The organism is Chryseobacterium aurantiacum, assembly GCF_003020585.1.
Lineage (GTDB): Bacteria > Bacteroidota > Bacteroidia > Flavobacteriales > Weeksellaceae > Chryseobacterium > Chryseobacterium aurantiacum.
The window spans coordinates 842,606-861,851 of record NZ_PXUE01000002.1 but is presented as its reverse complement, the minus strand read 5'-3'; the positions used below and the strand labels follow the sequence as shown (position 1 = coordinate 861,851).

General features: G+C 35.7%; 24 protein-coding genes. 8 read left to right on the top strand and 16 right to left on the bottom strand.

The genetic code is table 11. The annotated features are described in order from the left end of the window. The 4 genes from C7D53_RS10315 to C7D53_RS10300 all read left to right on the top strand — a co-directional run bounded on the left by C7D53_RS10315 (position 1) and on the right by C7D53_RS10300 (position 3,487). Positions 1-651 carry a class I SAM-dependent methyltransferase gene (locus C7D53_RS10315; RefSeq protein WP_106916409.1) on the top strand — a complete coding sequence of 217 codons (651 nt, stop codon included), beginning with the start codon at positions 1-3 and terminating at the stop codon, positions 649-651. 4 nt (positions 652-655) lie between these two features. After that, entirely contained in the window at positions 656-1,684 is a 1,029-nt protein-coding gene (locus C7D53_RS10310; protein ID WP_106916407.1) for a hemin-degrading factor, read from the top strand. 127 nt (positions 1,685-1,811) lie between these two features. After that, on the top strand, positions 1,812-2,684 hold the full coding sequence (locus tag C7D53_RS10305; RefSeq protein ID WP_106916405.1) for a ChaN family lipoprotein: 873 nt from the start codon (positions 1,812-1,814) through the stop codon (positions 2,682-2,684). Positions 2,685-2,857: 173 nt separating this feature from the next. Beyond that, positions 2,858-3,487 (top strand): peptide deformylase, encoded by a 630-nt coding sequence (locus tag C7D53_RS10300; protein ID WP_106916403.1) that lies wholly within the window; start codon positions 2,858-2,860, stop codon positions 3,485-3,487. A gap of 82 nt (positions 3,488-3,569) precedes the next feature. On the opposite strand, the gene C7D53_RS10295 is transcribed toward C7D53_RS10300, so the two are convergent. From C7D53_RS10295 to C7D53_RS10285, 3 genes are read right to left on the bottom strand one after another with little or no spacing between them, the layout of a single operon-like run. Then, on the bottom strand, positions 3,570-3,995 hold the full coding sequence (locus tag C7D53_RS10295; RefSeq protein WP_076354009.1) for an organic hydroperoxide resistance protein: 426 nt from the start codon (positions 3,993-3,995) through the stop codon (positions 3,570-3,572). After that, the gene (locus tag C7D53_RS10290; RefSeq protein ID WP_106916401.1) at positions 3,996-4,430 is read right to left on the bottom strand and encodes a MarR family winged helix-turn-helix transcriptional regulator; all 435 of its coding nucleotides are present in this window, start codon (positions 4,428-4,430) and stop codon (positions 3,996-3,998) included. It lies immediately after the preceding gene. A 29-nt stretch (positions 4,431-4,459) separates the two neighbouring features. Further along, positions 4,460-5,092, bottom strand: a complete 633-nt coding sequence (locus tag C7D53_RS10285; RefSeq protein WP_106916399.1) for an NAD(P)H-dependent oxidoreductase — start codon at positions 5,090-5,092, stop codon at positions 4,460-4,462. A gap of 300 nt (positions 5,093-5,392) precedes the next feature. Here C7D53_RS10285 and C7D53_RS10280 point away from each other — a divergent pair, with 300 nt between their 5' ends. Then, complete coding sequence (locus tag C7D53_RS10280) at positions 5,393-6,145, top strand: SDR family oxidoreductase (protein WP_106916397.1); 753 nt, start codon at positions 5,393-5,395, stop codon at positions 6,143-6,145. A gap of 31 nt (positions 6,146-6,176) precedes the next feature. On the opposite strand, the gene C7D53_RS10275 is transcribed toward C7D53_RS10280, so the two are convergent. The 13 genes from C7D53_RS10275 to C7D53_RS10215 form a co-directional block, all read right to left on the bottom strand. Continuing rightward, complete coding sequence (locus C7D53_RS10275; protein ID WP_106916395.1) at positions 6,177-6,488, bottom strand: hypothetical protein; 312 nt, start codon at positions 6,486-6,488, stop codon at positions 6,177-6,179. A gap of 67 nt (positions 6,489-6,555) precedes the next feature. Next, positions 6,556-7,506: a protein-glutamine glutaminase gene (locus C7D53_RS10270; RefSeq protein ID WP_162926143.1), complete on the bottom strand. Its 951-nt coding sequence runs from the start codon at positions 7,504-7,506 to the stop codon at positions 6,556-6,558. A gap of 296 nt (positions 7,507-7,802) precedes the next feature. Next, positions 7,803-8,531, bottom strand: a complete 729-nt coding sequence (lipB, locus tag C7D53_RS10265) for a lipoyl(octanoyl) transferase LipB (protein ID WP_106916730.1) — start codon at positions 8,529-8,531, stop codon at positions 7,803-7,805. A gap of 31 nt (positions 8,532-8,562) precedes the next feature. Next, complete coding sequence (trpA, locus tag C7D53_RS10260) at positions 8,563-9,297, bottom strand: tryptophan synthase subunit alpha (protein WP_106916391.1); 735 nt, start codon at positions 9,295-9,297, stop codon at positions 8,563-8,565. An 85-nt stretch (positions 9,298-9,382) separates the two neighbouring features. Next, positions 9,383-10,561, bottom strand: a complete 1,179-nt coding sequence (gene trpB, locus C7D53_RS10255; RefSeq protein WP_106916389.1) for a tryptophan synthase subunit beta — start codon at positions 10,559-10,561, stop codon at positions 9,383-9,385. Between the two features lie 4 nt (positions 10,562-10,565). After that, on the bottom strand, positions 10,566-11,111 hold the full coding sequence (locus C7D53_RS10250; protein WP_106916387.1) for a GNAT family protein: 546 nt from the start codon (positions 11,109-11,111) through the stop codon (positions 10,566-10,568). 34 nt (positions 11,112-11,145) lie between these two features. Then, positions 11,146-11,829: a phosphoribosylanthranilate isomerase gene (locus tag C7D53_RS10245; protein ID WP_106916385.1), complete on the bottom strand. Its 684-nt coding sequence runs from the start codon at positions 11,827-11,829 to the stop codon at positions 11,146-11,148. 59 nt (positions 11,830-11,888) lie between these two features. Continuing rightward, positions 11,889-12,662, bottom strand: coding sequence for an indole-3-glycerol phosphate synthase TrpC (gene trpC / locus C7D53_RS10240; RefSeq protein ID WP_106916383.1), 774 nt, complete (start codon positions 12,660-12,662; stop codon positions 11,889-11,891). Between the two features lie 51 nt (positions 12,663-12,713). Further along, positions 12,714-13,700: an anthranilate phosphoribosyltransferase gene (trpD, locus tag C7D53_RS10235; RefSeq protein ID WP_106916729.1), complete on the bottom strand. Its 987-nt coding sequence runs from the start codon at positions 13,698-13,700 to the stop codon at positions 12,714-12,716. Between the two features lie 102 nt (positions 13,701-13,802). Continuing rightward, positions 13,803-14,411 carry an anthranilate synthase component II gene (locus tag C7D53_RS10230; protein WP_106916381.1) on the bottom strand — a complete coding sequence of 203 codons (609 nt, stop codon included), beginning with the start codon at positions 14,409-14,411 and terminating at the stop codon, positions 13,803-13,805. A 41-nt stretch (positions 14,412-14,452) separates the two neighbouring features. Then, complete coding sequence (locus tag C7D53_RS10225; RefSeq protein WP_106916379.1) at positions 14,453-15,877, bottom strand: anthranilate synthase component I family protein; 1,425 nt, start codon at positions 15,875-15,877, stop codon at positions 14,453-14,455. 250 nt (positions 15,878-16,127) lie between these two features. Continuing rightward, on the bottom strand, positions 16,128-16,772 hold the full coding sequence (locus C7D53_RS10220) for a hypothetical protein (protein ID WP_106916377.1): 645 nt from the start codon (positions 16,770-16,772) through the stop codon (positions 16,128-16,130). Between the two features lie 106 nt (positions 16,773-16,878). After that, positions 16,879-17,334: a cupin domain-containing protein gene (locus C7D53_RS10215; RefSeq protein WP_106916375.1), complete on the bottom strand. Its 456-nt coding sequence runs from the start codon at positions 17,332-17,334 to the stop codon at positions 16,879-16,881. A gap of 200 nt (positions 17,335-17,534) precedes the next feature. Here C7D53_RS10215 and C7D53_RS10210 point away from each other — a divergent pair, with 200 nt between their 5' ends. From C7D53_RS10210 to rlmF, 3 genes are read left to right on the top strand one after another with little or no spacing between them, the layout of a single operon-like run. Beyond that, entirely contained in the window at positions 17,535-17,753 is a 219-nt protein-coding gene (locus tag C7D53_RS10210) for a hypothetical protein (protein WP_106916373.1), read from the top strand. After that, positions 17,753-18,124, top strand: coding sequence for a c-type cytochrome (locus C7D53_RS10205; protein ID WP_106916372.1), 372 nt, complete (start codon positions 17,753-17,755; stop codon positions 18,122-18,124). The genes C7D53_RS10210 and C7D53_RS10205 overlap by 1 nt, the downstream gene beginning before the upstream one ends. Positions 18,125-18,127: 3 nt before the next feature. Beyond that, positions 18,128-19,054, top strand: a complete 927-nt coding sequence (gene rlmF, locus C7D53_RS10200; protein WP_106916371.1) for a 23S rRNA (adenine(1618)-N(6))-methyltransferase RlmF — start codon at positions 18,128-18,130, stop codon at positions 19,052-19,054. The last annotated feature ends 192 nt before the right edge of the window (positions 19,055-19,246 follow it).

Here is a 19,246-nt window from a genome sequence, read left to right as displayed (position 1 = left end):
ATGGAAAAAGAAGAACTCAAAATCCTCGCACAGAATCTTGCCAATCCCCAAGGAGAAAAAGGCATAGAAATAGGTGAAATGATGAATGCCACAAACATCGGTATGACGCTGGAAAGTATCAGAACACTTCTCATAGAAGACGATCAGCATATTCTTGAAATAGGACATGGAAATGCAGGTCATCTGAAAAGTCTTTTAAATCTGGCTCAGGATCTGAAATATACAGGAGTAGATATCTCGGAAACCATGCACAACGAAGCTAAAAAGTTGAACAAAGAATTTCAAAATAAGGCAGATTTTGTTTTGTATGAAGGGAAAAAGCTTCCTTTTCAGGATCAGACCTTTGATAAAATATTTACAGTCAATACCGTGTACTTTTGGGAAAATCCTGTCGAGTTTTTAAATGAGATCTATAGGGTTTTGAAAGACAATGGAACATTCGTTCTTACATTCGGACAAAGAGACTTCATGGAGAAATTACCTTTTACAGCCTATGATTTTATGCTGTACAACAATAATGAAATGGAAGAACTTGTTTCCAAAAGCCATTTTAAAAGAATGAAAACTTCCGAAAAAGAAGAAGAGATAAAAAGTAAAACAGGAAACGAAACAATACAAAGAATCTATACAATTTTAACAATAAAAAAATAAAATAATGAGCACATTAGTTAATGATTTAAAGGAAAAATGGGACGCTCTGAAAGCAGAAAATCCTCATGTAAGAATAAGAAATGCTGCTGCTCAATTAGGAGTAAGCGAAGCTGAACTATTGGTGACCAGCATAGGAGATGAAGTAACAGTTTTAAATCCGGACTTTCCCGGAATTCTGACTGAAGCAGAACAACTGGGAAAAGTAATGGCTCTTACCCGTAATGACGAATGTGTTCATGAAAGAAAAGGGACTTATCAGAATGGAGATTTCAGCAGCCCCCATGCACAACTTTTCGTAGGGGAAGATATTGACCTTAGGATTTTCCTTAACCATTGGAAATTTGCTTTTGCAGTGGTAGAAGGAGATAAGAAAAGTCTTCAGTTCTTCGGAAAAGACGGTTTGGCTTTGCACAAAATCTACCTGACAAAAAATAGTAATGAAGCAGCTTTTGATGCTATTGTAGAAAAATTCAAGGCAGAAGACCAGAACCAGGCATTTGCTTTTGAAGCAGTAGCTCCAAAACAGGCAGAAAAAGCAGATACTGAAATAGATGTTGATGGATTCAAAAAAGCATGGACAGAATTAAAGGATACTCACGATTTCTTTATGATGACCAGAAAATATGGGGTAAGCAGAACTCAGGCATTAAGATTGGCTCCGGAAGGATTTGCTAAAAAAATTGATAACGCTAAAGTCGTTAATATCCTTGAAGATGCTTCTGAAAAAAATACTCCTATCATGGTTTTCGTTGGAAACAGAGGAATTATTCAGATCCACACAGGAAATGTAAAGAAAACACTTTGGCACCAGCAGTGGTTCAATGTAATGGATCCGGATTTCAACCTGCATTTGGATGTAACGAAGATTGCAGAAGCATGGATCGTTAAAAAACCAACTGAAGATGGAGAAGTTACGGCTATCGAAGTATTCAATAAGGAAGGTGATTTCATCGTTCAGTTCTTTGGAAAAAGAAAACCAGGAATCCCGGAACTTCAAGAATGGAAAGATTTAGTGGCAGCACTAGATAATTAATAATTAGATGATTTTAATGAGACCGTTTTGTCTGTAAAGCTCAAAGCGGTCTTTTTTATGGTAGAAAAGTGAAAAGCAAAACTCACTTTCTACTTAAAATTAATTAATTTGTGATTAAATATATAGTATGAAAAATATTCTCATAGCAATGTTGCTTGTAGGTTTCTGTTCATTACATGCGCAGAATCTTAAAGCATATCAATTTTATGATCAGAAAGGAAAAGAAGTAAAGACCGATAAATTAGTTAAAGAACTGGCTGATTATGATGTTGTTTTTTTTGGAGAAAATCATAACAGTTCCATCAATCACTGGCTTCAGCTTAAAATTACCGAAGCTTTGTATGAAAAGAAAAATGGAAAGCTTATCTTAGGAGCAGAGATGTTTGAAAGAGATAATCAGTCTCAGCTAAACCAATATTTAAACGGGAAATTTGATGCCAAGACACTCAAAGATTCAGCTCGTTTATGGAATAACTATGCCACAGACTATAAGCCTTTGGTAGATTTTGCCAAAAACAAAAAACTAAATTTCATAGCAACGAACATTCCAAGAAGATATGCTTCCCAAACCGCTAAAGAAGGTCTTGAATCCTTAAATAAATTAACGGAAAAGGAAAAGACATACATTGCCCAATTACCGATTAAAGTGACATTGGATACTCCCGGTTACCAGGAAATGAAAGCCATGATGGGAGATCATGCAGAGGGCACAAAGGTGATGAACTTTATTTCAGCGCAGGCAACAAAAGATGCAACAATGGCAGAGTCTATCCTGAAAAATATTCAGTCAGGAAAAACCTTTATTCATTATAACGGTAACTATCACAGCAAAGAATTTGGAGGAACTTACTGGTACATCAAGCAGAAAAACCCCAATCTGAAAATGGCCGTGATCTCTGTTTTTGAATCTGAAGATCCTGAATTAAAAGTCCCTGCGAAAGATTATATTCCCACAGAGTTTAATCTGGTTATCCCAAGTGATATGACAAAGACTTTTTAAAGGCTGATTTATCTGTATAATTATTCAGCAGAAAAATATCAAATTCAATAGAAGCGGGCTTTAGCCCGTTTTTTTATGCCCAAAAACCAATGGTTTTAACCAAAGCCTAATTAATAGGAACAAATGCTGATGTTTACCTTACAATTTTTACCTTTGTACTACATTCAATTGATATGAAAAAATTATCCGTTCTGTTTATCTTTTTTATAGGATTATTCAATGCACAAAAACTTACATCTGGTGAACTTTCAATTATCAACCAGGGAGATATAAATACAGCATTGCCAATCTATCAGACAACAGATAACCATCAACACAAAACGCTACTGAGCCTTTCCACCGAAATTGATCCGATTGATCCCAATACCACAACTTTGGTAAAAAGAATGAAAGAGTCCCTTCTTTCAACGGACGGCGGAGTAGGGATTGCTGCCCCACAGGTAGGAATCAACAGAAAAATAATCTGGGTACAGCGTTTTGATAAAGAAGGAAATCCACTGGAATATTTTATCAATCCTGTAATTGTCTGGAGATCCGATTTACAGAACCTTGGTCCGGAGGGAGATCTTTCCATTCCTGATTTTAGGGATCAGTTTTATAGAAGCAAAGTCATTCAATTAGAATATGTAGATCTGAAAGGCCAGAGATATTCGGAAATAGTGGAAGGATTTACCGCAGTTATTTTTCAGCATGAAATTGACCATCTTTTCGGAATCTTAATTTCTGATAAAAAAGAGAAAGAGAAGAATAATGCTTATAAAAAGGTAGATGCTTATCAAAAAAGTGATCTGAATAAAAGATAAATAACCAATATCTTAAAATAAAAATGAGCTGTTTTGATTTCAAAACAGCTCATTTCATTACTATGATTGTAAAAAAATTGGATTAATCATTATTCGTTACAGAAAGTTTTACCTCAATATTATTTCTTGTTGCATTAGAATAAGGGCAAATCTGATGAGCTTTATCCGTTAAAGATTGTGCTTCCTCAATAGAAACCCCTGGAATATTTACATCCAGTTCCACTGCCAACCCGAAACCTCCATTTTCAATCTGACCAATGCTAACCTGTGCGGTAACGGTTGTTTCACCGGTTTGTACTTTACCTAAACTGATTACTCTGTTCAAGGCACTGTCAAAACAAGCAGAATATCCGGCAGCAAAAAGCATTTCAGGATTCGTGAAGTCATCATTAGCTCCTCCAAGTGCCTTAGGCATTTTTACTTCAAGGTCCAACACTCCGTTTTCACTTTTAACATGACCATTTCTTCCTCCTGTAGCGGTTACTTTTGTTGTATATAACGTTTTCATTTATTTTTCTATTTTGTTTAATATTCTTAGAACTATTTCCTTGAGCTCTAACAGTTCTTCCGGTTGTATACCCAATCTTTCCTGAATTTTCCCCGGAATTGCACAGGCCTTTTTCTGTAATTCTTTTCCAGCCTCTGCCAAAAATACTTCAACCACTCTTTCGTCCTCTTTTTTTCGTTTTCTTAGGATAAATCCTTTATTCTCCAGTCTTTTGAGAAGAGGAGTCAGAGTTCCACTGTCCAAGAATAGTTTTTCTCCGATATGGCTTACCGGAAGTCCGTCATTTTCCCACAATATCATCATAACGAGATACTGAGGATAGGTAATGTCAAGCTCATCAAGAAAAGGACGATAAAGCCCTGTGATCTCCTTTGCAATGGCATATAACGGGAAACATATCTGATTGGCTAGTTTAGGTGTTTTAGAATTTTCCATAAGTTGGTACGAAAGATTCGATGAAGGTATTACTTTTTAATGATAAACTCATCCATTGGGACACGGACTTTTTTCATAGAAGCCAGCCAGTCATTAGCTTCGTCACGGTATCCAAGGTATAAAAGGCTTACACTTTTCAGTCCTAATTCTTTCAATCCAAGTACTTCATCCACTATAGCATTGCTAAATCCTTCGGCAGGAGTACTGTCTATTTTAAGCTCTGCAGCTTGTGCTAAAGCAATACCCAATGCAATATAAGTCTGGCGGGCTGTGTGAGCAAAATGTTCCTCCGGAGTTTGTGCTCCGTACATTTCCTTGATTTTATCGGTATAGCTTCCAAAACGTCCTCTTGGAAGATCTCTTACATCTGTATGATGATCATATACTTTGTCAATTTTTTCATTGGAGTAGCTGTCCCATGCAGCAAAAACCAAAACGTGGGATGAATCTCTCATCACCTCAGGATTTAAAGCTCCGGCAACCATTTTATCTTTCAATTCCTGATTTTCCACTACAATAACACGGAAAGGTTGCAACCCTGATGATGTAGGGGCAAGCCTTGTTGCTTCCAGAATTGTATGTAAATCTTCTTGTGATACTTTTTTTGCAGGATTATATGCTTTTACTGCGTGTCTCCAATTAAGGTCTTCTAATAATGACATTTTCTTTTTTATTTTAAATTAAAATTACCTGGTGATGATCTATTTCCAAGTTTTACTTTGTGATAATTAAGTATACAAATATAAAGCCAATTAAATTGTGTGCAATTTAATTTTAAAAGATTTTATTAATAATGATTATTTATTTTATAAAATACTACTGCATGTATATTTAAACAACGAAGAGGGTATACTTAAATTTTCACTGGTTTATCATTCTATTCTTTAGTATTTCCGCACGATTCGGATTTTTTTCCATTCTGGGTATTCCAATCTTTGCATTAGAATTTTAAACTAAAAACAATGCAGAAATTTAAAAACAAAACAGCTTTAATTACGGGAGGAACAAACGGAATGGGTTTGGCTACCGCAGAAGAGTTTATCAAACAGGGGGGAAGTGCCATTATTACAGGAAGAAGCAAGGAAACCATAAATAAGGCTCTGGAAAAACTAGGAAAAAATGCTTCTGGAATTGTCTCAAATGCCGGAAATATGGGGGATCTCATGAAACTGCAGGAAGAAGTCAGAAAGCATACAGAGAAAGTTGATGTTCTCTTTGTGAATGCTGGTTACGGGAAGTTTGCACCCATAGAAAATGTTGAAGAAGAACATTTTGATGAACTCTTTAATGTATTGGCAAAAGGCCCCTTTTTTACCGTTCAGCAGATATTACCTTTAATGGAAAAGGGAAGTTCCGTTATTTTTAATACTTCTGTGGCAACAGATATTGCGATGCATAACTTTTCGGTGTATTCTGCGGCAAAGTCTGCGGTACAGTCTTTCATCAAAACATTTGCTGTTGAACTTACAGAACGAGGAATTCGCGTGAATGGAGTAAGTCCGGGACATATCAAGACCAATATTTTTAATAATACAGGGCTGACTGCGGAGCAAATAGAAGGAGCGGTTTTGGATATTATTCCAACAATACCTTTCAAAAGACAGGGAGAACCATCGGAGATTGCCAATGTAGTTCTGTTTCTTGCATCAGAAGAAGCGTCCTATATTCATGGTACCGAGATAAAAGTGGATGCAGGTATTTCTGTAATCAGATAAGGCTGTGCCTCTTGAACATAAAATTCAAGGATTATTTTACCTCATTAATCTGTTTGATGATATTGGTATTATTTTCAACACCTATATTATAAATGTTACCCTTTTTAAAACTTAGATTTACCTTTTCCATCAACACTTTATAGTCGGAAGATTTTTTTGAAAGGTAAAAGACCTGGGCACTTATACCAATGGCTACCCGTACAACTTCTTCCGGTTTATCCGGATCTTCAAGAATATTGGTGATGGTTGCTTTATTATACCAGGTTAGTTTCTGGGATTCAGAATTAGAAGAACAGGATGCAATCATGGTAAACAGTAATAATAAATAGGTCCAGGTTTTCATAATAATAAGTATTGAGTAAGAAGCTCCTGCAATATATAAATAAATGCAGGAGCTTTATAAAATTTAGTTAGAATCCGCAATGTGCTGTACTAGGTACCGGAGCAGAACAGCCTGAAAGAGCTGAGAATGCCGTTAGTGTACAATTGGTATTCACCAGATTGTTATCATACAATAAAGATCCTGATGGGCTTCTGTAGTAAACATTTCCTGCTGTATTAGCAAAAGATGAAACAGAAGTAGATCCACAAGTTGAGTTGGTGCATGCAGCTCTCCATGCGGTATCTGTAATAGGACCTGTTGAGTTTAGAGACGGGTCAATAATTCTTTTTTCAACCACACCGGATGCATTTTTAAAGCTTACAAGGATGGCTACGTGATATACCCATGATACACAGCAGGTACCGGTAGAGGCTCTTAAATTACCATATACAAATTGTTTTTCACACTCATATCCTGCATTGTTTAAGATCTGTCTCATCTTGTGCGCTCTTGCATAGCATCCATCTACAGGATATCTAAATGTAATACAAGGAGATGAGGCTGTAGAAGTTCCGCAAGACTGGTTTTTAATTTGAGTAAATAGACTGTTTAAAGTAGCAAGATTAGGAATAACACTCGTTAATCTATCGGTTGTTCCTCTCTCTTCCTTAGTTAGGGTAGACTTGAAGAATTTTACATCCTCTGCGGTAGCCTTTTCAACTTTCGCAATTTCATTGGAATTAGCCTTAAGGAAAATATGAACCGGAGATTCATTTTTTACAGCCTGGCTGATCATGGAAATGTAAGCTTCGTTTTCCTTAGTGTCTTTAATTTCATAAGGCTGAGCTGAAAGAATAAAGGAAACTTTATATTTTCCGTCTTCCTTATCGAGCCCTGTTGGAACAGTTCTTCCGAACTCTTTCAATGCAACTTCTTTAGATTGTGGGTTTACGGTTTCCTGATTCGCATTAGAATCTGAACAGGCATTGAATGACAGCGCTGCCACAAATACCATCATGGATAGCAAAAATTTTTTCATAGTTCTTATATTTTGGTGGGTAATGATTTTTCTAAATAGTTCACTATTTAGTGATAATAAAATTATAAAAAATTATAATACTGGCAATATTTTTTTTTAAAAAATAAAAAACTACTAAATTTTATATTGAATTATTAATGAAAATAATAAGATAGGTGATTAATACTATTGAAAGTAATGGTCTGTGAATCTTAAAAACTAAAAACCCAGTTTCAATTATTGAAACTGGGTTTGTTTTATTAATAATGAAGAGACTTACCACATAAGCTAGCAAAGGCTCTTCATTGATTTAAAAATTATTTGTAGATCAGTTCAGCCTGAAAAACGTCAGCAAAGTGTTTTCTGATATTGGACTTTACACTTTCCACTTCTTCGGAGGTCAATTCTCTTTCAAGTTCTCTCTGTAATGAAGTAACCTGTTTATCTTTTATCCCACACGGAATAATGTATTCAAAATAACGCATATCCGTATTCACATTCAATGCAAAACCATGAAGCGTTACCCATCTTGAAGCTTTTACTCCCATAGCACAGATCTTTCTGGCATAAGGTTTCCCCACATCCAGCCAAACACCGGTTTCTCCTTGGGAACGTTCTCCTTTAAGACCGAATTCACCAATGGTTCTGATGATTACTTCTTCCAGATTTCTCATATAAAGATGAATATCGGTAAAGAAGTTTTCAAGATCTAAAACAGGGTATCCAACAATCTGACCATAGCCATGATAGGTAATATCTCCGCCACGATTGGTTTTCACATAGGTGGCTTCAATCTCTTTCAACTTATCAATGCCGGCAAGCATATTTTCCTCATGTCCGCTTTTTCCCAATGTGTAAACATGTGGATGCTCTACCAGAAGGAGATGGTTAGATGTAGTAATATGCTGTTCTGATGGAAGATCTCTGTTTTTTATTTTGGTATCAATAATAGCTTTCATCAGTTGTTCCTGATAATCCCAGGCGGGTTGATATTCTTTGATTCCTAAATCTTCAAATTCTACTGCTTTATTCTGATTTGTATTCATTTCAATTTTTGACATACAAATTTAGTGAATTTTAAGCTTTTATGGAATGGATAAAATCTATGGCACTTTTCTTCAAATCTTTATCCTGAAGTAAAATGTTTACAAAAGCTGTTCCTATGATCCCTCCATCCGCTTTTTCGGTTACATTTTCAAAATCTTCCTTTGATTTTATTCCGAAACCAATCATGACAGGATTTTTTAATGGAAGATCTGCTAATCTGCTTAAATAATTTTCATTCTTCAACACGGCATTTTCATTTCCTGTGGTAGAGGAGGAACTTACAGCATACAAAAACCCGGAGCTTAAAGAATCAAGATACTGTATTCTTTCATTTGAAGTTTCCGGAGTAACTAAAAAGGTAAAATTAAGGTTATATTGCTTTAGAATATGCTGATAGTTTTTCTCAAATTCAATAGGAGGAAGATCGGGAAGTATCAGCCCGGAAACTCCGCTCTCTGAACATTCCTTGCAAAATTTTTCAAATCCAAAACTTAAAACAGGATTGATGTATCCCATCAAAATAATTGGAATTCTAATCTCATTCTTTATTGTTTTTAACTGAGAAAGAAGCTTTTCAATGGTCATCCCATTCTGTAAGGCCTGTTCATGAGCTTTTTGAATAACAGGACCGTCTGCCACGGGATCAGAGTAGGGCATTCCGATCTCAATCATGTCTGCTCCCGAATCCTGAATCAGTTTTATAATGTCTGTAGTATCTTCCAGTTGCGGAACTCCTGCAGTGAAATATATATTTAGTTTTTTCATGTTTTTCTTTATTGTATTACTATGTTCCTGTAAAATGTATTCATGATGCAGCTTTGTGTGCAGAAATCATTTATAGCAATATATTTTACAGATTTTTCAAATACGTTTCCATATCCTTATCTCCACGGCCACTCAGGCAAATGACTACAATATCTTCTTCATTAAATTTCTTTTTATCTAAAACAGCAAGAGCATGGGAACTTTCCAAAGCCGGTATAATTCCTTCCAGTTTTGTTAGTTCGAAGGCACATTTTAAAGCTTCATCATCATTAATACTGAAAAATTCGGCTCTGTTTTCTTTGAATAAATTAGCATGAAATGGTCCGATACCCGGATAGTCAAGCCCTGCAGAAATAGAATGAGGCTCAATAACCTGCCCGTCTGCAGTCTGCATCACAAGGCTTTTACTTCCGTGAAGTACTCCCAATGTTCCCAGAAATGTAGTAGCGGCTGATTTACCAGAATCCACTCCCAGACCGCCCGCCTCTGCCGCGATGATTTTTACTTCTTTTTCATTTACAAAATGATAGAATGTTCCTGCAGCATTGCTTCCTCCACCTACGCAGGCAATAACATAATCCGGATTTTCTCTTCCTATTTTTTCTTTAAGCTGTTCCTTGATCTCCTTTGAAATGATACTTTGAAACCTTGCCACCAGATCAGGGAAAGGATGAGGGCCCACCACACTTCCAATTACATAATGAGTGGTTACAGGATTGTTGATCCAGTCTCTTAATGCTTCGTTTACAGCGTCTTTCAATGTTTTGGAACCTGAAGTAGCGGCTATAACTTCTGCACCCAGCATTTTCATTCTTGCCACATTCGGGGCCTGTCTCTGGATATCGATTTCTCCCATGTACACTATACATTCAAGGCCAAGAAGTGCACAGGCTGTTGCAGTGGCTACACCATGTTGTCCGGCACCGGTTTCAGCAATGATCCTTGTTTTTCCAAGGCGTTTTGCCAATAGAACCTGTCCTAGGGCATTATTGATTTTGTGAGCCCCTGTATGGTTAAGGTCTTCTCTTTTTAAGTAGATTTTGGTTTTATATTTTTCACTCAGATTTTTTGCAAAATAAAGTGGAGTAGCTCTTCCTACATAGTCTTTAAGTAAATCCTGATATTCGCTCTGGAAGTCTTCAGATTCTATGATCTCAAGATAGTTTTTTTGTAATTCTTCTACGTTAGGATAGAGCATTTCAGGGATAAAAGCGCCGCCAAACTCTCCATAATATCCGTTTTCATCGGGGTTTTTATAATTCATTTCTTTATTCTTTAGTAATTAAATAAGCATTATTTTTTGTACTCAGCTGACCGAGCAATTTTTTTCTTTCATCTGATACTTTGAAAATTAAAATATCATCATCATCAGAATTGATCCATTCAGAATCTATGTTTTCCTTTATCATTTTGGCCTTGTCGTAAAGAATTTCGATCTCATGTTTTTCATAAAACGGGCGAAGTTCGGAATGACAAAAACCAATAGTTTCCCTATTTCTTTCTTTTACATTTTCAGTAAAATATTGAATTAACGTGGATCCATATCCTTTTTTTCTAGGGGTAGCAACAAATCCTACAACCTCTGCAAAGGAGTATTCTTTTTCAAGGATTTTCAGGGTAAAATCGAAATTAACCCGAATAATGGCCAATATTTCTGGCGTGTTATCCAATAGCAAATGAAACTCTGAATCTTTAAAGAAAACACGGAAATAATCTGGTTTCATCATATTCCATTCCGTTACCTCCCAAAGTTGAAGAATATGCTCTATCTCCTTTTCTGTTAATTCGTTGGCTTGTTTTATTTGGTATTTCATAATTTTCAATCGTAATTAAATTTAATGAAGATGATCAAATACTGGTTTTAAATTGTTTTATCCTTTCAATATCCTTATCACCGGGCTTTAGTTCAAATTTTGAATTGATATCAATGGCAAAAGGTTTTTGATGTAAAAATTCAATGTTTTCAATATTTTCTTCTGAAATGCCGCCACTCAGAAAATAGGGTAGAGGGATTTTAAATTCATTCAATAATTTCCAGTCAAACTGTTGCCCTGTTCCTCCGAAAGCCTTGCTGTCTGTATCAAACAGGTAATAGCTGATAGGCTGCTGGGAGTCTTTTGGGCGATTATTGAAAGTTTGTTCTATTTTATTTTTGTTTTCAATTGTATTATTTCCAATTCTTATAACCTTGATGATTTTAACTTCAGGATTTAGTTTCTTTCTTATATCAATAATAAAATCTTCATTTTCATCACCGTGCAATTGGATATGATTGAGCTTTCCTTTTTCAACTATTTCAATAATTCTCTCCATACTTTCATTTACAAAAACCGCAACTTTCCCCGAATGATTAAATTTGGCAATATCATCTAAACTCAAATGATTCAGAACATATCTTGGTGATTTTTCATAAAAGATAAAGCCCAGAAAATCTACTTTTATATTGATCAATTCCTGAATCTGTTCAGACTTTGTCAGACCACAGACTTTGAGAAAGGGAGAGATATTGTTGGTGGGTGGCTGCTGATTCATTGTTTGTATTGTATGTTAATCGTTGATAGGATAATGTTAAGGCAAGGGAAATATCAATTCTAAATTGTCAGGGAAAACTCTTCAAAGGCCTTTGCAGGATCTGTATTTCTCATAAAATATTCTCCCATCAGGAATCCGTCAAATCCTTTTTCTTTTAAGTATTTAAAATCTTCAATGGTATAAATTCCGCTTTCTGCAATGGATAGGGTATTCTTTGGAAGCTGGTCTTTGAGCTGAACAGAATGTTGCAAATCAACTTTGAAGTCTTTTAAGTTCCTGTTATTAATTCCTACTAAATCAATTTTTGAGTTAAAATGTTTCAGTTCTTCCTCGGTATGAATTTCAAGTAGAACTTCCAGATCCAATTCATGAGCAAGTTCTGTAAACTCCTGAACCTGATTGGGCGAAAGGCAGGAGGCTATCAATAAAATAACATCTGCACCCATATTTTTTGCTTCATAAAACTGATATTCATCAACCATAAAATCCTTTCGCAAAACCGGAATTTGTATTTGGTTTCTTACTTCTAAAATATCATCAAAGCTTCCTCCGAAAAAATCCTTATCCGTTAAGATAGAAATTCCGCTTGCCCCAAATTGTTCATAGGCAGAAGTAACATCCAAAGGAGAAACATTATTATTGATGATTCCCTTTGATGGGGATTGTCTTTTAAATTCAGCAATGATGCCGTTTCTGTTTTTGATGGATTCTTTCAGAGAATATGTTTTTCTATCAAAAAACCTGGAGTTTTTCAATTCATCAATGGAAATTTTGGATTTTGAAACCTTTATTTCTTCTTTTTTTCTTTCAATAATTTTATCTAATATAGTCATGTTGGAAGTAGTGATAAGAATTTAAAATAATGTGGGACAACTTTTGATTTTTTAATTAATAAGAAGCTCAAAAGTTCTTAATGCTTTTCCGTTTTCCAGACTTTCTTTAGCTAAAAGAAGGCAATCATCATAGGATCCGAATTTACGGGTATGATAAAGGGCTACAGCTGCATTGGCCAAAACTACAGCGTTTTGTTGCTCAGTTCCTTTTCCTTCCAGAATATTCATAAAGATTTTGGCGGTCTCCTGAATGGTATCTCCCGCTTGAATATCTTCAAGGGTGACAGGATTAAACCCAAGGTCTTCTGCAGAATAAATTTCTTCTCCATTCTTAGTAATAATTTTGCTGTCATGGGTTAAGCTAATCTCATCATAACCATCCAGTCCATGCACAAGAATAAATTCCTGTTCTTCTTTTTGCAGAAGATATTGATAGATTCTTGCAATTTCCAGATTGTATACACCAATCATTGAATATTGAGGCTTTGCAGGATTCACCAATGGTCCCAAAAGATTAAAGAATGTTCTTAATCCCAATGATTTTCTCAATAATCCAACCGACTGAAGGGCGGGGTGAAAGTAGGGAGCATGCAGGAAGCAGATATTTGCTCTCTCAAGGTCTTCATTTAATTGTTCCGATGTATTTTTGAACTGATAACCGAGTTCTTCCAGTACATTGGAAGAGCCTGTGGTAGTTGAAGCACCATAATTTCCATGTTTTGTTACCTTCTGCCCGGCTCCGGCCACCACAAAGCTGGCCAATGTTGATATATTGATTGTGTTCTTTCCGTCACCTCCCGTTCCTACGATATCAATGGCATCACTAGCATCAATATCTACAGGAACAGCCATTTGTAATAAGGCTTCTCTGAAACCTTCCAATTCTTTCAATGTAATATTTCGCATCAGAAAAACACTGATGAATGAAGTTACCTCTGCGGCATTGAATTTATTCTGAGCAATTTCAATCATCATGGCCTTTGCCTCAGATTTTGACAAAGTATTATGATTAAACAGGTATTGAAGTATTTCTTTCATTTGAGGAGTTTTTATGGTTGAGGGATTTTGTAGGGTTGCTTTCATATTGAGTATGCTTTGTTAAACCTTTTAGCAAGTTGAGATAAAAGCTTCTGGTTTATTTTAATGATTTAAAAAGTTCCGGATAATTACTTCTCCCTCGGGAGTCAAAATACTTTCAGGATGAAACTGTACTCCGTGTACATCATAAGTTTTATGTTGTAGAGCCATGATCATTCCATCTTTATCAACTGCGGTAATTTCCAGTTCTGCAGGGAAGTTGTCTGGGTTTACTGCCCAGCTGTGATATCTCCCAACCTCTAATCCTGATGCCAGATTCTTGAAAAGCTTAGTGTCTTCTTTTACCAGTTCCGTGGTGGTTGCTACCCCATGAAAAATTTCTGAAAGGTTGATAAGACTTCCTCCAAATGCTTCTGCAATGGCCTGCTGACCTAAGCATACCCCCAAAATACTCTTGGTAGGAGCATATTCTTTAATCAGATCCAATAAAATTCCAGCTTCTTCCGGAATTCCCGGGCCGGGAGAAAGAATAATCTTGTCATATTTCCCGATTTCTTCCAACGTAATTTGATCATTTCTTACTACATCTACTTTCTGATTCAAAATTCTTTCAATGATCTGGACCAAATTATAGGTGAAGCTGTCGTAATTATCAAAAACGAGAACTTTTGATGGCTGGTTTTCGGTTGCTGGTGTTATATTGTTGTTCATTTTTTTATTTTTTGCTAGTTGCTGGGATAGACATTGTTTTATTAATCCTGAACGATCTTTTCTGCTTTTTCTACTGCTTTTTTCAGGGCATTCAGTTTATTGTTGACTTCTTGAAGTTCATTTTCAGGGACCGATTTTGCAACAAGACCGGCGCCCGCCTGATAATAAAGTGTATTGTTTTTACTTAAAAAGGTTCTGATCATAATGGCTTGATTACATGTTCCATTTAAACCAACAATCCCGATACATCCTCCATAATAGCCCCGGGAATCTTTCTCATATTGGTTGATCAGTTGAAGTGCTTTATGTTTAGGTGCCCCACTTAGTGTTCCCTGAGGGAATGTTGCGGAAATCATTTCCAGAGGATTAATCTGTTCAGGCAACTCTGCCGTTACTTCGCTTACCATATGAATAACGTGAGAGAAAAGCTGAATTTCTTTAAGTTTGGTAACAGTTACATTTTTTCCCAGTTTTCCCAGATCATTACGGGCTAAGTCTACCAGCATAGTGTGTTCTGCATTTTCCTTTGGATCCTTTTTTAATTCTTCAATAGCCTGAAGATCAATATCCAGATTTCCTGTTCTTTTAGAAGTTCCTGCAATAGGATGAATAATGGCCTTATTGTCTTTAATGATCAATTGGCTTTCAGGACTTGATCCGAATAATTTATAGTTTCCGTAATCAAAATAGAATAGGTAAGGGGAGGGATTGATATTTCTTAAGGCTCTGTAAACATTAAATTCATCTCCTTTGAATTTCTGTTCAAATCTTCTGCTTAGTACAAGTTGAAAAACATCTCCTCTCATACAGTGTTTCTGAGCCGTTTTTACCAGTTCAAGATAATCTTCATTAGTAATATTGGAAGTTTCCTGTCCATTCTTTTCAAAAGGATAAACCGGAGTATTCTGATTTTTGATGAGGTTTTCCAAAAGATGTAATTCAGACTTTACACCGTTCATTTGGTTTTCAATAATATACATTTCATCATTGAAGTGATTAATGGCAATCACATATTGGTATAATCTGTATCTGAGAATAGGGATTTCCACTTCAGGGCTTTGTGGCTTTAGATCGATGCTGTCAAAAAACTGTACCGCTTCAAAGCTTGTATATCCAAAAAGACTTTGAGCTGTTTGCTCAATGGGATCGTCGGTCTTTTCACAATCAAAAATAGTGCGGAAATTTTCAAATATATCAATGATACTACGCTCATTGATAAGCTGCTTTACCGGGGCAGAGTCTGGCAACTTGATTTCAAATTCATGTAAGCTTTTCACTTCAATTCCTGCAACTGCGTTGATGGCAATAAAGGAAAAATTGTTGTCAATGCTTTTAGAATCTGAACTTTCCAGAAGAATAGTATCCCTGAATTTATCCCTGATTTTAAGGTAAATATTCATGGGAGTATGAAGATCCCCAAGAGTTTTTTTCGAAACGGTTTTTATTTTGATTTTTTGAGTAAACATCTGCTGTTGTATTTTTTTGTAAGATTTAGGAATAAAAAAAAGGCTTTAACGGAATCCGTCAAAGCCTTGTATATTGTTTGTTTGTATCTGCTGTTGGGTTAACAACATGACAATAACTTCAGACCCGACGAAGAGTTTGAAAGCCACCACCAAATATTGTTGCTATTATTAAACATGGGACAAATTTAGAAATTTTTTTAATACAAAAAACAAAAAATTCAAAAAAGTTCAAAACTTATTTTGAAATATATTATTTCAACTGCTTGAGCTCTTTTTTGAGTTCTTCAATCTTTAGCTTATAACTTTCATCATCATAAGAATTCGTATAATCTTCTAAGGCTGAGATGTATTCCATGATAAATTCCTTGTTGGTTCTGTCTGCTTCATACTTAATTCTTGCAGAATTAACAGGAGCAAGTTTTGCGTATTTCAAGGATGTTTTTCCCTCCTCAGACTGATTGTAAAGGATGACTATATTTTTTTCATATCCCGGAATGTATTTAACAGGAAAATTTTGTTCTGTCTGCGGAATTCTTATGGCATTTTCTATAGGATAAATTGCTGCTGAAGTAGTAGAAAAAAAAGTAGAAATATATTTTCCGTCTTGTTTTTTTACAATCGCCTCATAGTCATGAATGTACATGTCATTAAGCGTTGAATTGGTTTCCACATCTGAGGTAATGATTGCTGTGCTTTCCACCCCATATTTATTCAAGAACCAGGCATTTAAAAACTGTCCACAAAACCCGTTTGCAATAGCCAAAGGAATAATCGGGATTAAGAACAACGCTCTTTTAGTGAGATATGATAATAATCCAAAGAATACGAAGAGCAGTATCACAGTATAAAAACCATAATGGCTGGTGAAAAACAGAATTTTAGAGATTAAAATCATAGACTAAATGTACTACTATTTTTACTAATCGAAAAGGCCTTATGTTTCAAAATAAAAATATCATCAACCTTGGTATTGCAGTGAGTGATTGCTTCTTTAAAATACATTAGTGTATGGGTTCAGAAAGGGGTATGTCCGGATTTCCGCTGTAGAAAACAATCAGGGTAGCTCCCTTATCCCCGGTTTTACCTCTGTGGGCAATATTAACCATTTCTGGAAGTACCTGTCCCTGCTTTACCCATTGTGTTTTGCCATCTTCCTTTCTTTCAATCTGAATTTCACCTTTTTCTATATAAGCAGCATTAATGACCTGGTGTTTGTGCCAATCCAATGCTTTATTGGGCGGAACGGAGATCTTAAGCACCGAAATTTCAGGCTGCCCGCTCGGATAGGCGGAGTACAAAGTTCCGTCCCATGATTTTGTGGTTTTTAATAACGTTACTGACTCAATTTTATCGGAATATTCTGAGTGATGATCATTTGACGAAGAATTATCACAAGATAAAGTGAGAGTAGAGAGGATAAGCCATAAAGCTGTACAGGATAAATTTTTTTTATTCATAGTGAATTCAGATTAATAATGTTTTTGATTTGGGGGATTGTCTAAACAAAAATAATAATCATATTTAAAATTCCCTAATGTTTGAATTATATTTATTTTTTGATATAAATCTTCGAGTTCCAAAATTATTTTTCAAAGAAAACATTTGTCATAAGTTTAAAACTTTATTTTTTATATTTTTGCTTCCAAATTAGAAAAAAATGAAAAAAGTATTAGCAATCGCATTTATCGGAGGTTTATTATTAGCAAGCTGCTCAAAAAAAGTAGATCACTCTTTACAGGATAGCAACACAATGCTTGAAGAACCAGAAACAACTACAGTTGTAGATTCTACTGCAAAAACTGCTGCTCCAGCTGCTGCAACTCCGGCTGCACCTGCACCTGAAGCTGCTAAAACAGATTCTACAGCGAAGAAATAATGAAAAAAATGCTTTTGGCAGGAACTTTAGGTCTTATGATCATTTCCTGTTCTAAAAAAGAAAATACAACAGAAGTTGCATCATCTGATGCTGCACCGGTGTCAGCACCTGCAAAATCTAACCTTTCCGGTGATCAGATCATGGAAACATTGGATTGTTCAGGATGTCACTCTGTTAATGAAAGAATGATAGGACCATCTTATAAGGAAATAGCGGCTAAATATTCTGAGAAGGATATAGAATTGCTTGCTTCCAAGATTATAGATGGCGGGAGTGGAGTTTGGGGAGGAGTCCCTATGGCGGCCCATCCACAGGTATCTAAAGAGGATGCTAAAAAAATGGTTGAATATATTTTAAGTCAGAAGAAATAAAATATGTCCACCGAAAAATCCAGTCTGCACACAAGAAATCTGCATCGTAATCCCTATGATTTTGATCAGCTCATTTCTTGTGTGCCAGAACTGAAACATTATGTCTTTGAGAATGCTTATCAGACAACAACTATTAATTTCAGCATTCCAAAGGCGGTTAAACTTCTCAACAAAGCTTTACTTCTGCACTTTTATAATGTTAAGGATTGGGATATTCCTGATACCAATCTGTGTCCTCCCATTCCGGGACGGGCAGATTATGTACATTATATTGCAGATCTGTTGGGTGATCAACAAAAAGGAATTCCAACAGGAACTTCCGTGAAAGGGCTGGATGTAGGAGTAGGGGCCAATCTTGTTTATCCTTTAATTGCCCATAAATCCTATGGTTGGAAAATGTTGGGGACAGATATCAATCCGGATTCGCTGAAGAATGCTCAGCATATCTTGGATCAAAATTTGGATCTTTTACCGGCTATTCAATTAAAGTATCAACCTAAATCCGATTGTATATTTAAAAATATTATTGAGGGAGAAGACCGGTTTACATTTTCTATGTGTAATCCTCCTTTTCATGATTCGGAGGAGGCTGCAATGAAAGGAAATATCAGGAAGACAAAAAATCTTAAAAATAAAAAATCTAACCAGCCATTGCTTAATTTTGGAGGAAAACAGTCAGAGTTATGGTGCGAGGGCGGTGAGCTGGCCTTTATCACCAGGATGATTAATGAAAGTGCGTTGTACCCAACCAAGGTTCTTTGGTTTACGTGCTTGGTTTCCAAAAAAGATAATTTACCTAAGCTGAATTCTCTTTTAAAAAAGATAAAAGCGGTAGATTTTAAGACGATTGATATGGCTCAGGGACAAAAAATAAGCAGAATGCTTGCCTGGACATTTATTCCTCAACAGAATAGGAGGGAATGGTTTTGAATGAAATAGTCGTTGATAACATTATCGTTACCAGTTCGCTACAAAAGAAATAGATCACTCATTTTTCTGTAAATAACCAATTTATTTACAGAAATCAAGAGCCAATTAAAGATAGTACATTGTGAAGCAAATTCATGATTCACGATTCACATTTAAAAATTTCTGAAAAAACTCATTGATGGTCACCTCAAA